The sequence below is a fragment of the Streptomyces longisporoflavus genome (genome assembly GCF_014649775.1).
GTDB classification, from domain to species: domain Bacteria; phylum Actinomycetota; class Actinomycetes; order Streptomycetales; family Streptomycetaceae; genus Streptomyces; species Streptomyces longisporoflavus.
Genome location: NZ_BMTR01000012.1, coordinates 175,405 through 190,100, shown reverse-complemented (window position 1 = coordinate 190,100; position 14,696 = coordinate 175,405). Strand labels below are relative to the sequence as shown.

Annotated in this window: 12 protein-coding genes; 6 read left to right on the top strand and 6 right to left on the bottom strand. The window is 70.8% G+C overall.

Annotation, left to right across the window (positions count from 1 at the left end):
- The first annotated feature begins 39 nt into the window (after positions 1 to 39).
- Positions 40 to 612, top strand: a complete 573-nt coding sequence (locus IE226_RS24825; RefSeq protein WP_190083654.1) for a TetR/AcrR family transcriptional regulator — start codon at positions 40 to 42, stop codon at positions 610 to 612.
- A gap of 109 nt (positions 613 to 721) precedes the next feature.
- Complete coding sequence (locus tag IE226_RS24820) at positions 722 to 2,968, top strand: MMPL family transporter (RefSeq protein ID WP_190083561.1); 2,247 nt, start codon at positions 722 to 724, stop codon at positions 2,966 to 2,968.
- A 33-nt stretch (positions 2,969 to 3,001) separates the two neighbouring features.
- Here the strand turns inward: IE226_RS24820 and IE226_RS24815 are convergent, their stop codons facing one another.
- On the bottom strand, positions 3,002 to 3,355 hold the full coding sequence (locus IE226_RS24815; protein WP_190083560.1) for an SsgA family sporulation/cell division regulator: 354 nt from the start codon (positions 3,353 to 3,355) through the stop codon (positions 3,002 to 3,004).
- A 256-nt stretch (positions 3,356 to 3,611) separates the two neighbouring features.
- Here IE226_RS24815 and IE226_RS24810 point away from each other — a divergent pair, with 256 nt between their 5' ends.
- The 4 genes from IE226_RS24810 to IE226_RS24795 are packed head-to-tail and all read left to right on the top strand — an operon-like array spanning position 3,612 to position 7,399.
- Complete coding sequence (locus IE226_RS24810) at positions 3,612 to 4,682, top strand: energy-coupling factor ABC transporter permease (protein WP_190083559.1); 1,071 nt, start codon at positions 3,612 to 3,614, stop codon at positions 4,680 to 4,682.
- A 1-nt stretch (position 4,683) separates the two neighbouring features.
- Positions 4,684 to 5,445 (top strand): cobalt ECF transporter T component CbiQ, encoded by a 762-nt coding sequence (gene cbiQ / locus IE226_RS24805; RefSeq protein WP_190083558.1) that lies wholly within the window; start codon positions 4,684 to 4,686, stop codon positions 5,443 to 5,445.
- Positions 5,433 to 6,197: an energy-coupling factor ABC transporter ATP-binding protein gene (locus IE226_RS24800; RefSeq protein WP_190083557.1), complete on the top strand. Its 765-nt coding sequence runs from the start codon at positions 5,433 to 5,435 to the stop codon at positions 6,195 to 6,197. The genes cbiQ and IE226_RS24800 overlap by 13 nt, the downstream gene beginning before the upstream one ends.
- A gap of 35 nt (positions 6,198 to 6,232) precedes the next feature.
- Positions 6,233 to 7,399: a serine hydrolase domain-containing protein gene (locus tag IE226_RS24795; protein ID WP_190083556.1), complete on the top strand. Its 1,167-nt coding sequence runs from the start codon at positions 6,233 to 6,235 to the stop codon at positions 7,397 to 7,399.
- Positions 7,400 to 7,558: 159 nt separating this feature from the next.
- On the opposite strand, the gene IE226_RS24790 is transcribed toward IE226_RS24795, so the two are convergent.
- The 5 genes from IE226_RS24790 to IE226_RS24770 form a co-directional block, all read right to left on the bottom strand.
- Complete coding sequence (locus tag IE226_RS24790) at positions 7,559 to 8,410, bottom strand: EamA family transporter (RefSeq protein ID WP_190083555.1); 852 nt, start codon at positions 8,408 to 8,410, stop codon at positions 7,559 to 7,561.
- A complete protein-coding gene (locus IE226_RS24785) occupies positions 8,407 to 8,958 on the bottom strand; it encodes a YbaK/EbsC family protein (RefSeq protein WP_190083554.1) in 552 nt (183 codons plus the stop codon). The genes IE226_RS24790 and IE226_RS24785 overlap by 4 nt, the downstream gene beginning before the upstream one ends.
- A 301-nt stretch (positions 8,959 to 9,259) precedes the next feature.
- Positions 9,260 to 10,906, bottom strand: a complete 1,647-nt coding sequence (locus IE226_RS24780) for a penicillin-binding transpeptidase domain-containing protein (protein ID WP_190083653.1) — start codon at positions 10,904 to 10,906, stop codon at positions 9,260 to 9,262.
- 219 nt (positions 10,907 to 11,125) lie between these two features.
- Complete coding sequence (locus IE226_RS24775; protein WP_190083553.1) at positions 11,126 to 12,766, bottom strand: penicillin-binding transpeptidase domain-containing protein; 1,641 nt, start codon at positions 12,764 to 12,766, stop codon at positions 11,126 to 11,128.
- A gap of 162 nt (positions 12,767 to 12,928) precedes the next feature.
- Positions 12,929 to 14,668 carry a dolichyl-phosphate-mannose--protein mannosyltransferase gene (locus IE226_RS24770; protein ID WP_190083552.1) on the bottom strand — a complete coding sequence of 580 codons (1,740 nt, stop codon included), beginning with the start codon at positions 14,666 to 14,668 and terminating at the stop codon, positions 12,929 to 12,931.
- Between the last annotated feature and the right edge of the window lie 28 nt (positions 14,669 to 14,696).

Sequence of the window (14,696 nt, the reverse complement as noted above, 5' to 3'; positions counted from 1 at the left end):
CCGACAGGGAGCGGAGGGATCATGGCTGAGGCGGCAACGGTGCGGCGCAGCCGGATCACGCCCGAGCGCGAGACCGAGCTCTACGCGGCCGTGCTCGATCTGCTCCGCGAGGTCGGCTATGAAGCGCTCACGATGGACGCCATCGCGGCCCGCACGAAATCCAGCAAGGCCACCCTCTACCGCCAGTGGGGGAGCAAGCCCGAGCTGATCGCCAGGGCGCTGCGGCACAACAAGCCGGTGTCCATCGCGGACATCGACACCGGGTCCCTGCGCGGGGACCTGATGGAGAGCGTGGACCGTTCGGACGACTGCCAGATGGAGCGGGACGCCGCGCTGATGCGGAGCCTGTTCCACGTCATCCACGAGAACCCCGAACTCCACCACGCGCTGCGACAGGTGCTCATCGAGCCGGAGATCACCGGCCTGAACGCACTGCTGCGCAGGGCCGTGGAGCGCGGCGAAGTGTCCTCGGCCAATCCCGCGCTGGATTACGTCGTCCACATGATGGTCGGCGCCTTCGTCGCCCGTGACCTGATCGAGGACCGCACGGTCGACCGTGAGTTCCTCCGTTCCTACGTCGACGCCGTGATCCTCCCCGCTCTCGGCGTCTGACCGACCGACCACCCCAAGTACGTACGTCCCACCTGACGCGACCGCTCACGTCGTCGGGCTGATCCCCCCTGCCCTGTAGACACCACGACCTGACCGGGAGTACGCCCTCGTGGCCACTTTCCTCTACAAACTCGGCCGACTCGCCTTCAGGCGGCGGCACTTCGTCGCCCTGATATGGGTGGCGCTCCTGACCCTCGCCGGAGTCGGCGCGGCGTCCGCGCCCACCGCCGCCTCCAGCTCCTTCTCCATTCCGGGTACGGAGGCCCAGAAGGCCTTCGACCTGCTCGAAGAGCGGGTGCCCGAAGCCAGTGCCGACGGTGCGAGCGCCAAGGTCGTCTTCAAGGCGCCGGACGGCGAGAAGGTCACCGACCCGGCCAACAAGGCCGACATCGAGAAGACCGTCGCCGCCCTCAAGTCCGGTTCGGACGAGGTCGCGAGGGCCGACAGCCCCTTCGCGGCCAAGACGGTCAGCAAGGACGGCTCCACCGCGTACGCGACGGTCTCGTACAAGGTCACCTCGATGGAGCTGACCGAGGACAGCCGTGACGCCCTGGAGAAGACGACCGACGAGGCGCGGGAGTCCGGGCTGACGGTCGAGGTCGGCGGCGACGCGTTGCAGGCGATGCCCGAGACCGGGGCCACCGAGGTCATCGGCATCGCGGTCGCGGCCGTCGTCCTCGTCATCACCTTCGGTTCGCTGATCGCGGCGGGTCTTCCGCTGCTCACCGCGCTGATCGGCGTGGGTATCGGCGTCTCCACGATCACCGCCCTGGCCAGCGCGCTCGACCTGGGCACGACGACCTCGACCCTCGCCATGATGATCGGCCTCGCGGTCGGCATCGACTACGCGCTCTTCATCGTCTCCCGCTACCGCGGCGAACTCGCCGACGGGCGTGACCGCGAGGAGGCCGCGGGGCGTGCGGTGGGGACCGCGGGTTCGGCCGTGGTCTTCGCCGGCCTCACCGTCGTCATCGCCCTGGTCGGCCTCGCCGTGGTGAACATCCCGATGCTCACCAAGATGGGCTTCGCGGCGGCGGGCACGGTGGTCATCGCCGTACTCATCGCGCTCACCCTGATTCCGGCGCTGCTCGGTTACGCGGGCAAGAAGGTCAAGCCCACGGGCGAGAAGAGCAAGGTGCTCGGCGGCGGCAGGAAGAAGGACGCCGCAGCCGCTGCCGCGGACGCCGAGCCGAAGGACAACCTCGGCACGCGCTGGGCGCGCTTCGTCGTCCGTCGCCCGCTGACCGTCCTGCTCGTCGGCGTGATCGGCCTCGGCGCCGCGGCGCTGCCCGTCTCCTCCCTCGAACTGGGTCTCCCCGACGACGGCTCGCAGCCGACGTCCACGACCCAGCGCAAGGCGTACGACCTGGTCTCCGAAGGATTCGGGCCCGGCTTCAACGGCCCGCTGATGACGGTCGCCGACCTTGAGGGTTCCGACGACCCGAAGGCCGCCGCCGGTCAGATCAGCAAGACGATCTCCGGGCTCGACGACGTCCTCTCGGTCGCCCCGCCGATGATCAACAAGGCGGGTGACACGGCGATCATCAGCGTCGTCCCGTCCTCCAAGCCCAGCGGCATCGAGACCGAGAACCTCGTGCACGCGATCCGTGACGCGGGCGCCGACATCAAGTCCGACACCGGCGCGAGCGTCATGGTCACCGGTACGACGGCCATGAACATCGACGTCTCCGAGAAGCTGAACGACGCCCTGCTGCCCTACCTGGCACTCGTCGTCGGCCTCGCCTTCCTCCTCCTGATCGTCGTCTTCCGCTCCATCCTGGTCCCGCTCAAGGCGGCACTCGGCTTCCTGCTCTCGGTCCTCGCGGCCCTGGGCGCGGTCGTCGCGGTCTTCCAGTGGGGCTGGCTCGGCTCGCTCTTCGGCGTCGAGCAGACCGGCCCGATCATGAGCATGATGCCGATCTTCATGGTGGGCGTCGTCTTCGGCCTCGCGATGGACTACGAGGTCTTCCTCGTGACGCGCATGCGAGAGGCGTACGTCCACGGGGAGCGGCCCGGCCAGGCGATCGTGACCGGCTTCCGGCACGGGGCGCGGGTGGTGTCCGCGGCTGCCGTGATCATGATCGCGGTGTTCGCCGGATTCATCGGATCCACCGAGCAGATGGTCAAGATGATCGGCTTCGGTCTCGCGATCGCCGTCTTCTTCGACGCGTTCATCGTGCGCATGGCGCTGGTCCCCGCGGTGCTCGCGCTGCTCGGCAAGAAGGCGTGGTGGCTGCCGAAGTGGCTGGACCGCGCGCTGCCGAACGTGGACGTCGAGGGCGAGGGCCTGCGTGACCTCGACGCGGCGGGCAAGCGTGACCGCGGCGACGACGACCGGGAGCTGGAGCGCGTCTGACGTGACCCGCGTGTGCGTCTGAGGGCGCGCGCGTCAGTGCGGGACGGGGGCGGCCGCGTATGTGCGGCGCAGAAAGCGGATCAGCGCCGAAGCGTCGAACTGCACGACCGCCACCCCCTGCGCCGAGTGGAACTCCATGACCGTCTGGACCCGCCCACAGGGCCAGATGTGAACGTCGCCGCTGGTGGCGGGGGCCCGGAGCCCTTGCTCAAGCAGTTGCCGGGCGAAAGCCCATTCGTGGGAACCCCCAGGGGAACCAGGGAGGCCGATCCGCACGGAGAGCGGGTCGGCCTCCGGGTCGTAGCGCAGGACGGCGGGGACGGCAAGCTGGTCGTCGGGTGAGTCCGAGACGACGTGGACGCGTGCGTACTGTTCTACTGCGGGCATCGCCGACTCCTCACCATCACGGCCTTCTCGGGCCTTATGTCCTCTAATGTCCCATATATTCGGATTCTCGCTCCAGGTGTGACCGAGTGTGACGGGGATAACTGGGTAGACATCGCTCTTGCAAGCCGTTCGCAACAGAGCCCTATCATTGAACGGTTCACGAGCGATCCGCTCTGCCCGTCTGCCTGTCCGTGTCTGTCTCCCCGGCCGACCGCGACCGACCGTCTTTCTCCCTGTCCTGCCCAGGAGCGCGCGCATGCATGTCCCCGACGGATTCATCGACGCACCCGTCTCCGCGGCCACCGGGGTCATCGCCGCCGGCGCGGTCGCCGTCAGCCTCCGCGGCGCCCGGCGTGAACTCGACGAACGGACCGCGCCGCTCGCCGGGCTCGTGGCCGCGTTCATCTTCGCCGTGCAGATGCTGAACTTCCCGGTCGCGGCCGGGACCAGCGGACATCTGCTCGGCGGGGCGCTCGCCGCGATACTCGTCGGCCCCTACACGGGCGTCCTGTGCGTGTCCGTCGTACTGCTCATGCAGGGCGTCCTCTTCGCGGACGGCGGCCTCACCGCGCTCGGCGTGAACATCACGGACATGGCGATCGTCACGACGGTCGTGGCCTATCTCACCTTCCGCGGCCTGGTGAAGGTGCTCCCGCGCAGCCGCCGTTCGATCACCGCATCCTCGTTCGTCGCCGCGCTGCTCTCCGTGCCCGCCGCCGCGGTCGCCTTCACGTTCCTCTACGCCCTCGGCGGCACCACCGACGTCTCCATCGGCAAGGTCGCCACGGCGATGGTCGGCGTGCACGTCCTGATCGGCATCGGCGAGGCGGCCATCACCGCGCTCACCGTCGGCGCCGTCATCGCGGTCCGGCCCGACCTCGTGTACGGGGCGCGCGGCCTGACCCAGAAGCTCAAGCTCCGGGTGGGCGGCGAACTGGTCGACGTTCCGGAGACGGCCGAGGAGCCGGCCCTCGTAACCACCCGCTCCCACCGCAAGGTCTGGATCGCGGGCCTGGTCACCTCCCTCGTCCTCGCCGGCTTCGTCAGCTTCTACGCCTCCGCGAACCCCGACGGCCTGGAGAAGGTCGCCGCCGACAAGGGCATCGACAAGAAGGCCGAGGAGCACGCCAACGCGGACTCCCCGCTCGCCGACTACGGCGTCAAGGACATCACCGACTCCCGCCTCTCCGGCGGTCTCGCGGGCGTGATCGGCGTCGGCGTCACGGTCGTGGCCGGCTCGGCGGTCTTCTGGGCGCTGCGCCGCCGCCGTACGACCGACGCGGACCCGGCGTCCACGTCGGCCGCCGTCCCGTCCGAGAACGCCTGACATGGGCGCGGGCCACGCCCACCGGCTCTACCGGCACGGCCACTCCCCGGTGCACGCCCTGCCCCCGCACACCAAACTGGCGGCGGTCTTCTGCTTCGTGGTCGTCGTGGTCTCCACGCCGCGCGAGGCGATGTGGGCGTTCGGCGGCTACGCGGTGCTGCTCGGCGCGGTGGCGTACGCGTCCCGCGTCCCGCTCCCCTTCCTCCTCAAGCGGCTGCTCATCGAGGTCCCGTTCGTGGCGTTCGCGGTGCTCATGCCGTTCGTCGCGGAGGGCGAGCGCGTCGACGTGCTCGGCATGTCCCTGAGCGTGAACGGCCTCTGGGGCGCCTGGAACGTCCTGGCCAAGGGCACGCTGGGCGTCGCGGCCTCCGTACTCCTTGCCTCCACGACCGAACTGCGCGCCCTGCTCCTCGGCCTCCAGCGCCTGAAGCTGCCGCCGCTGCTCGTCCAGATCGCCTCGTTCATGATCCGGTACGGCGACGTGATCACGGACGAGATGCGCCGCATGAAGATCGCCCGCGAGTCGCGCGGCTTCGAGGCGCGGGGCGTACGTCAGTGGGGCGTCCTCGCGAAGTCCGCGGGCGCGCTCTTCATCCGCTCGTACGAGAGGGGCGAGCGCGTGCATCTGGCCATGGTCAGCCGGGGGTACGCCGGTTCGATGCCGGTGATCGACGAGGTCACCGCCTCGCGCGCACAGTGGACCTACGCACTGGCCCTCCCGTCCGCCGCTCTCGTCGTCTGCCTGCTGGGATGGACCCTGTGACTGCTGCACCCTCACTCGAAGTGGCCGGCCTCGCCTTCGCCTACCCCGACGGGCACCAGGCGCTGTTCGGCGTCGACATGACCATCGGCCGCGGCGAGCGGGTCGCGCTGCTCGGCCCGAACGGCGCGGGCAAGACGACGCTGGTCCTGCACCTGAACGGCATCCTGACCGGCGGCGCGGGCACGGTCACCGTCGCCGGTCTGCCGGTCGGCAAGAAGCACATGGCGGAGATCAGGCGCCGGGTCGGCATCGTCTTCCAGGACCCGGACGACCAGCTGTTCATGCCGACGGTCCGCGAGGACGTGGCGTTCGGCCCAGCGGCGGCGGGGATGCGGGGCCCGGAACTGGAAGCCCGCGTCCACAAGGCCCTCTCCCTGGTCGGCATGGCGGAATTCGCCGACCGCCCGCCGCACCACCTCTCCTTCGGCCAGCGCAGGCGGGTCGCGGTGGCGACGGTCCTCGCGATGGAACCGGAGATCCTGGTCCTCGACGAGCCCTCGTCGAACCTGGACCCGGCATCGCGCCGCGAACTGGCGGACATCCTGCGCTCGCTGGACGTCACGGTCCTGATGGTCACCCACGACCTCCCGTACGCCCTCGAACTCTGCCCCCGCGCCCTGATTCTCAGCGAGGGCGTCATCGCGGCGGACGGCCCCACGGGTGAACTCCTGGGCGACGAGGACCTGATGGCTGCACACCGGCTTGAGCTGCCGTTCGGCTTCGATCCGAAGACCGTCAAGGCGAACCGGTAGGGAATCCTTGGCGCGGGGCGGCTGTTGGGCCTGTCATGGACGTTGATGTGCACGGGACAGTCGCCGAGGGATACGAACCCGTGCGGGACGCCTTCGTACGGAACTTCACTGCCCTCGGCGAGCGGGGAGCGGCCGTCACCGTGTACCGCGACGGGCGTCCGGTCGTGGAACTGTGGGGCGGCACGAAGGATGCCGGCGGGGACGAGGACTGGGAGCACGGAACGGCTCAGGTGGTGCGCTCGGCCACCAAAGGCGTGGCCGCCGCCGCCCTGCTCCTCCTCCACCAGCGCGGCGAGTTGGACCTGGACGCGCCCGTCGGTTCGTACTGGCCGGAGTTCAAGGCACGCGGCAAGGAGCGGGTCCTTGTCCGGCATGTGCTCGCGCATCGCGCGGGGGTGCCCGCCCTCGACCGCCCGCTGACCCCCGCGGAGGCGCTCGACCCGGATCTCGCCGCTGCGGTGGTCGCGGCCCGGGTCCCGTTCTGGGAGCCGGGCGAGGACCACGGCTACCACGCCTACACCTACGGCTGGCTCACCGGTGAGTTGGTGCGGCGGGTGTCCGGCCGGTCCATCGGGGAGTTCGTGGCCTCGGAGATCGCCGGGCCGCTCGGCCTCGACCTGTGGATCGGCCTTCCGGAGGCGGAGGCGGGCCGTGTCGGTCGCCTCGGCCGGATCGAGGAGGGCCCCGCCCCCGCCGGAGGCCTCAGGGTGCGGCCCAAGCGGAACGTGGCGGAGGCCTACGCCGACCCCGCCTCGCTCACCCGCCGCGCGTTCGGCGCGATCACCCCGGCACCGGACGAGAACGACCCGGCGTACCGCGCGGCCGTCCTCCCCGCGTCCAACGGCATCGCCACGGCCGACGGCCTGGCCCGCTTCTACGCCGCGCTGATCGGCGAAGTGGGCGGCGCCCCACGCCTGTTCACGCCGTCCACGGTCGCGTCGGCCCGCACCGAGGCCTCCTCGGGCCCCGACCGCGTCCTGATCGTGAACACCCGCTTCGGCCTCGGCTACATGCTGCACGGCGGCGCGTCCCCGCTCCTGGGCCCTGGCTCGTTCGGCCACCCCGGCCGAGGCGGCGCACTCGGCTTCGCCGATCCGGAGTCGGGGGTGGGGTTCGGGTACGTAACCAACGGGATGGCGAAGGGGGTCACGGCGGACCCGCGGGCGCAGGCATTGGTACGGGCGGTGCGGGCGGCGCTGTGAGGGTCTTCGGCTGACGCGCTACCTGCGGATGGCCTACCCGGCGCTGGGGCGCAGGAGGCCCGCCAGACTGAGCCAATTGCAGGAAAGTCCCGCCGCCGCACCACGGATCACGGTGCGGCGGCGGGACTTTCCTGCAACCGGCGCCCCTGGGCAGCCGCCTCACCCCGCGTGCAGCATCAGACCGATCCCCGCCACCATCAGCCCCGCCGCCACCAGCCTCGGCGCCCCGAACTTCTCCTTGAAGAAGATCGCGCCTATGGCCGCCCCGACGATGATCGAGGACTCCCTCAGTGCCGAGATGGGGGCCAGGTCCGCCTTCGTCTGGGCCCATAGGACCAAGCCGTACGCCGCCACCGACAGGGCCGCTCCCAGCAGGCCCACCTTCGCGAACGGGCGGAGCTTGCCGGCCAGTTCGCCGCGCCAGCGGTACGCCGCGTACAGCGGGATCGCCAGGCCCTCCAGGATCATCAGCCACGCGATGTAGCCCATGGAGGAACCGGAGGCGCGCACGCCCAGGCCGTCCACCACCGTGTACGCCGCGATCGAGACGCCCGTCGCCAGTGCCGCGCCGATCGCCGCCCAGTCCGGGCGGCGGCCCGAGCCGCGGATGCCCCACAGGGCCAGTCCCGTCAGGCCCGCGCAGGAGACCGCGACCCCCGCCGCCTGCCAGCCGTCCGGGATCTCGCCCGCGAAGACCGCGGCCAGGACGGTGACCACCAGCGGCGCCGTGCCCCGCGCGATCGGATACGCCTGGCCGAAGTCACCGAGCTTGAACGACTTCATGAGCAGGGCGTAGTAGCCGACGTGGATCGCCGCCGAGACGATCAGGTACGGCCATGCGCCCGCCGCCGGTATCGCCGCGAACGGGGCGATCAGCAGGCCGATCAGCAGGCCGCCGCCCGATATGAGCGTAAAGCCGACCAGCTTGTCCGTGATGTGGTGCGCGATCGCGTTCCAGCTCGCGTGCGTGACGGCGGCAAGGAGCACCGCCGACGCGACCAGCGGCGTCACTTGGCGGACTCGCGCACGTCCACCAGGGTGCCGTTCGCGTGGTGGATCAGGTCCCCGGGCGCCATGGGGAAGACCGCGTACGGGGTGCCCGCCGCCGCCCACACCACGTCGTGGTCGAGCAGCGAGCGGTCCGCGAGGACCCGCGTCTTCGTCACGTGACCGAAGGGCGGTACGCCGCCGATCGCGTACCCCGTGGTCTGCCGGACGACGTCCGCCTTCGCGCGCGTCACCTCCGCCGCGCACAGCTCCCACCGCACGCGCTCCGGATCCACCCGCGACGCGCCGTCCATCAGGACCAGGACCGGGACGCCGTCCGCCGCGAAGATCAGGGACTTGCAGATCTGGCTCAGCTCGCAGCCGATGGCGTCGGCCGCCTCCCGGGCGGTGCGCGTCGCCTCCGGGAAGCGGCGGACCTCGCCGACCAGTTCGGCGAGGCCCAGCTCGCTCAGGGCCGCGGCGAAACGCGGGTGGGCGGGGGACGACGGGGAAGCGGGGGAAGCCGGGGAAGCCGGGGAAGCGGGGGAAGCGGGCGAATCCGTAGCGCTCATGCCCGGCACGCTAGCGGTCCGTGTACCGGGCACGCGACCACGTATCCGCATGACGGACAGCCGGTCCCGCCCAGCGGGACATGGGCCCTGCCCGGCGGGACATCGGCCGCCCGGCGGCCACCAGCCCCGCCCGGCGGGACATCGGCCGCCCGGCGGCCACCAGCCCCGCCCGGCGGGACATCGGCCGCCCGGCGGCCACCAGCCCCGCCCGGCGGGACATCGGCCGCCCGGCGGCCACCAGCCCCGCCCGGCAGGACATCGGCCGCCCGGCGGCCACCGATGCCGCCGAGCGGGACCTCGGCTACTTCGCCGCCAGGAACATCGCCCGCACCAGCGGACCCGCCGACTCCCCGCCGTGGCCGCCCTCCTGCACCACCGCTCCCGCGGCCAGATCGCCGCGGTACGCCGTGAACCAGCCGTTGGGCTTCTTCTGGCCGTCGACCTCCGCGGAGCCGGTCTTCGCGCCCATGTCAGCGCCGAGCCCCGACATGGGTTCCATCGCCGTGCCCGAGGTCGCCGTGTAGTGCATCAGGTCCCGCAGCGCCGAGACCGTCGCGCCCGACATCTTCCGGGGAGCCGTCGCGAGCGTGCGCTTGTCGACGTCCGGCGAGACGAGGTACGGCTGCTTGAACGTGCCCGACTTCACCGTGGCCGCCACCGACGCCATGTTCAGCGGGTTCATCCGCACCCCGCCCTGACCGATCAGCGAGGCCGCCATCTGCGCGTCGCTCTGCACGGGGATCGCGCCGTCGAAGGTGGGGGCGCCGATCGACCAGTTGTCGCGGCCGAGGCCGAAGACCTCCTGGGCCTGCTTGGTCAGGGAGTCGTCCTGCAGCTTCTCGGCCTGGCTGATGAAGGCCGTGTTGCAGGACCGGGCGAAGCTCGCGCGGAACGTGCCGTCCTTGATCTGGAACTTGTCGTCGTTCTGGAACTTCCAGCCGCCGTACGTCACGTACTTCGGGCAGGGGTGCTTCTTGTCGACCCCCGCGAGATCCTTCTCCAGGAGCAGCGACGACGTGATGACCTTCATCGTCGAACCGGGTGCCAGCGAACCCTGGAAGGCCGTGTTGAAGCCGCCGGGGTTGGAGTTGGCCGCCGCCAGGATCTCGCCCGTGCTGGGCTTCACCAGGACCACCGACGCCTGCTTGCGCTTGCCCGTCTCCTTCTCCGCCGCCGCCTGGAGCTTGGCGTCGAAGGTCGTCTTGAGGGTGCCGGGCGTGCCGGGGGAGAGTGTGAGCAGCGTCTTGTCGGGCGTCGCCTTGGCGTCGTCCTTCGTCGTCGCCGACTTCTCTGCGTCCTTCGCGCTGTCCTTGCGCACGACGCGCAGCTCCACGCCCGCCTTGCCGCCCGCCTTGTCGCCGAACTTCTCGCGCAGGCTGTCCAGGACCGTGCCGAGGGAGGGGTACTTCGCCTTGGTCAGCTCGCCGCCGTCCCGGTCCACCGCCTTGATGGGCGGGTCCCCGGCCTCGCCGGTGACCAGGCGGTCGCCGGCCTTCAGGTCCGGGTGGACGACGGAGGGCTGCCAGCCGACCAGCGTCTTGCCGTCGTGCTTTCTTCGCACGACGGTGAGCTCGGACTCGTACGCGAACGGCTTGCTCTGTCCCTCGTACGAGACCGTGGAGGCGACGGAGAACGGCACCTTCGCGCCGGTCCGCTTGCCCGGCGTCAGCTTCACCTCGGTCAGGTGGGAGTCCTTGGCGTACGCGGTGAGGGCGGTCTTCGCGGTCGCGCTGTCGTCCGTGAGCGCCGCGGCCTCCTTGACGTCGCCCTTCTCCCAGGCGGCGAGGAAGTCCCGCGTGGTGGCACGGACCTCGGCGGCCGTCGGCGGGCCCGCGGCCACCGGCTTCTCGTCGACCGTGCCCTCGCCGTCACCGGACGAGCCGCCGATCAGGCTGTACGCGGCGATGCCCACGCCGCACACGACCACGGCGGCGGCACCGCCGAGCACACCTGGATGCACCTTGGCGCTCTTCGCGCCGGATGCGCCCGGCGCCTCCGATGCGCCGGAAGCACCGACCGCACCCGTGATGTTCCGGATGCCCTTGCGCTCACTGGCGCGCCCTCGCTTACCCACTGACCCTCCGCAGATCCCAGATCACAGAGCCCCCAAGCTCCGCACCGGAAGGCTCACACTAGGGGGCTTTCATGAAGCCCCCGACCAATCACCTCAACTGCCTGCGGCAAGCACCGCCGCCACGATAGGACCGGCGGCGTCGCCGCCATGGCCGCCCTCCTCCACCACGGCCGCCGCCGCCACGTCACCGCGGTACCCGGTGAACCAGCTGTTGGGCTTCTCCTGACCCTGCACCTCGGCCGAACCGGTCTTCGCGCCGATGCTGCCGCCGAGCCCGGACATGGCGGCGGCGCCGGTGCCGCTGACCGCCGTGCGGTTCATCATCTGGGTCAGCTGCCGGACGGTGGAGGCGGGCAGACCGCGCGCCTGCGCCAGCTCACGATCGTCCGTGCCCCTGGCCTCCCCGGGCACGATGACCGGCTGCCGGAAGGCCCCCGTCATCGCGGTCGCCGTCACCGACGCCATGTTGAGCGGGTTCATCAGGACCTTGCCCTGGCCGATGATGGCCTCGGCGCGCTCGCCGCCCGAGGTCGCGGGGACGGAGCCGTCGTACGTGGTGACGCCCGTCTTCCAGTCGAGGCCGAGACCGAAGCCGTTCTGCGCCTCCTCGGTGAGGGACTCGTCCGTGACGCCGTCCTCGTCGACCAGCTTCACGAACGCGGTGTTGCAGGACCGCGCGAAGCTGTCCGCCAGGGTCGCGCCCTCGTTCGGGGCCAGGCCCGGCAGGTTGTCGATCCGCCTGCCCTGCCAGAGCGCGGTGTCGGGGCAGGGCGCGGGGCCGTTGGCCTTCGTCACGCCCTTGTCGATGAACATCGCCGCCGAGACGATCTTCATCGTCGAGCCGGGGGCCAGCCTGCCCTCGAAGGCCGCGTTGAAGCCGTCCTCGCGGTGGTTGGCGACCGCGAGGATCTCGCCGGAACTCGGCTGCACGGCGACCAGGGACGACTCCGCGTGCCGCGCCACCGCCTTCTCGGCGGCCCGTTGCGCGGTCGCGCTCAGGGTCGTCTTCAGCTGCCCCGCCTTGCCCTTGGCGAGGGTGAGGAGCGTCTTGGTGCCCGCGTTCTCGTCCGCGTGCCGGACGTAGAGCTCGACGCCGGGTGTGCCGCCCGCGTCGTCGCCGTACTTCGCCCGCAGCTGGTCGAGGACCGGGCCGAGCGACGGGTAGTCCTTCTTGTCCAGGACCGCGCCGTGCCGGTCGACGGCCTGGATGGGCGGCGCCGCGGCCTCGCCGGTCCGGAGGGTGTCGTCCCGCTCCAGGTCCGGGTGCACGACCGAGGGCTGCCAGTCGACGAGCGCGCGGCCGGTGGTCTTGCCGCGGACGACGGTCAGTTCGGAGTCGTACGCGAAGGGCTTGGTCTTCCCCTTGTACGACAGCGTGGCGTCGACCGAGAACGGAACGACCGGCCCCTTGGCCTTGCCCGGCGTGAGCTTCACCTTCGTCAGGTGGGCGTCCTCGCGGAAGCCGGTCAGGAGCGTCGCGGCGGCGTCCGCGTTGTTCGTGTAGTGCGAGGCCTCCTCGGCGTCGCCCTTCGCCCACGCGGCGAGGAACTTCTTCGTGGCCTCGCCGATCTCGCCGCTCGTCGGCGGCCCCGCCTTCACCGTCGACGGGCCCGGCCCCGGCGAACCGCCGCCCCCGGTCACGCCGTTCACCAGGTTGTACGCGCCATATCCGGCGCCCCCCACCATGACGGCGAACACCCCGCCGACCAGAGTGACCTTTACCCCTTTACGCATGCCGCGTCCCCTCCCCAGGAGCCTCCCCGAATGAATTCGGGAAGGTCGCACGCCCCGAACCTTAAGCGGCGGAAGTGACGCGGGAGGAAGCTGTTATCCGAAGGTGTCCAAGGCGGCACCCTCAGTGAGATGTCCGGTCAGATGTGCAGAGGTCTAGACCGTCTAGACCCATGTGTCGAGCAGCATCCGGGCCCGCCACGAGTCGATGGGGATGGCCTGACCTGTGTAGATCGGCCAGAACCAGACGAAGTTCCAGATGATCAGGAGCACCAGGACACCCGAGGCCGCCGCACCCACGACCCGCCGCCGCTCGGTGGACCCGGGCGGGCCCAGGATCGCGCCGATCATCATGGCCACGGCCAGGCACAGGAACGGCACGAAGACCACGGCGTAGAAGAAGAAGATCGTCCGTTCCTGGTACATGAACCACGGCAGATAGCCCGCCGCGATCCCGCACACGATCGCGCCCGCCCGCCAGTCCCTGCGGAACACCCACCGCCACAGCACGTAGAGCAGCGCGAACGCCCCCGCCCACCACAGCATCGGCGTGCCGAGCGCGAGGACCTCGCGGGCGCACTTCTCGGCGGTGCCCGAGGGGCAGCCGTCCTTGCCGGGCAGCGGCGACTCGTAGAAGTACGAGACGGGGCGCCCGTCGACGATCCAGCTCCACGGGTTCGACTGATAGGTGTGCGGCGAGGAGAGCCCCACGTGGAAGTCGTACACCGCGTGCTCGTAGTGCCACAGGCTGCGCAGCCAGTCCGGCAGGAACGTCCAGGAGCCGCCCTTGCCGTCCGTCACGGCCCAGTTGCGGTAGTAGCCGCCCGAGCCGTCCGTCGGCGAGAGGATCCAGCCGAGCCAGGACAGGACGTACGTGCCGATCGCGACCGGCACCGTCGAGACGAACGCCGGGAACACGTCCCGCTTCAGGACCGCGAGGTAGGGGCGCGCGGCGCCCGCGACCCGGCGGCTGCCCACGTCCCAGAAAACGGTCATCAGGCAGAAGAAGACCATGATGTACAGGCCGTTCCACTTGGTCCCGAACGCGAGACCGAGGCAGAGACCGGCCGCCCAGCGCCACGGCCGCCACCCGAGGCGCAGCGTCTGCGCGACATACGCGTCCGGGCGCGCGATCCCGTCCTCGTCCACCGGCAGCGCCGCCGCGAGCTTCTCACGCGCCTTGTCCCGGTCGATGAGGAAGCAGCCGAACGCGGCGAGCACGAAGAACATCAGGACCTGGTCGAGCAGCGCGGTGCGGCTCATCACGAAGTGCAGCCCGTCCACCGCGAGCAGCCCGCCCGCGAGACACCCCAGGAACGTGGAGCGGAAGAGCCGCCGTCCGATCCGGCACAGCATCAGGACCGACAGGGTGCCGAGCAGCGCCGTCATGAAGCGCCAGCCGAACGGATCGAAACCGAAGATCCACTCGCCGATGCCGATGACGTACTTGCCGACCGGCGGATGCACGACGTACGCCGCGTCCGTGGGGATCGTGACGTTCGAGCCCTGCTCAAGGACGGTGTCGTTGATCTTGTCGGGCCAGTTGACCTCGAAGCCCCGGTGGATCAGCGCCCAGGCGTCCTTGGCGTAGTACGTCTCGTCGAATATCACGGCCTTCGGGCTGCCGAGATTCCAGAACCGGGTGAGCCCCGCGACGAGCGTGATCAGCAGCGGGCCGATCCAGCCCGACCACCGCACCAGTCGCCCGGCCTGACTCTTGGACATGCCGAGCGACGCCCACAGCCGCGGGCTCGGTGCGGTGTACGCGGGCACGAGCCGGGCCCGGACATCGGTGGCGGGCCGCGCCACGTAACCGAAGCGGCGCAGCCTGTGCTGCCACGACGGCTGCTGCTCCTCGGCTGCCTGGCCCTGGCGGGTGTCCGGGGAAGACGCGGTACTGGTCACCGCGCCATCGTAGGGAACCCGACTGTGT

Bases quoted from the DNA above. Each gene is read 5' to 3' on its own strand.
- IE226_RS24815 (WP_190083560.1), bottom strand. From the start codon at position 3,355: ATGCCCGCAGTAGAACAGTACGCACGCGTCCACGTCGTCTCGGACTCA.
- IE226_RS24795 (WP_190083556.1), top strand. From the start codon at position 6,233: ATGGACGTTGATGTGCACGGGACAGTCGCCGAGGGATACGAACCCGTG.
- IE226_RS24800 (WP_190083557.1), top strand. From the start codon at position 5,433: ATGGACCCTGTGACTGCTGCACCCTCACTCGAAGTGGCCGGCCTCGCC.
- IE226_RS24810 (WP_190083559.1), top strand. From the start codon at position 3,612: ATGCATGTCCCCGACGGATTCATCGACGCACCCGTCTCCGCGGCCACC.
- cbiQ (WP_190083558.1), top strand. From the start codon at position 4,684: ATGGGCGCGGGCCACGCCCACCGGCTCTACCGGCACGGCCACTCCCCG.
- IE226_RS24785 (WP_190083554.1), bottom strand. From the start codon at position 8,958: ATGAGCGCTACGGATTCGCCCGCTTCCCCCGCTTCCCCGGCTTCCCCG.
- IE226_RS24775 (WP_190083553.1), bottom strand. From the start codon at position 12,766: ATGCGTAAAGGGGTAAAGGTCACTCTGGTCGGCGGGGTGTTCGCCGTC.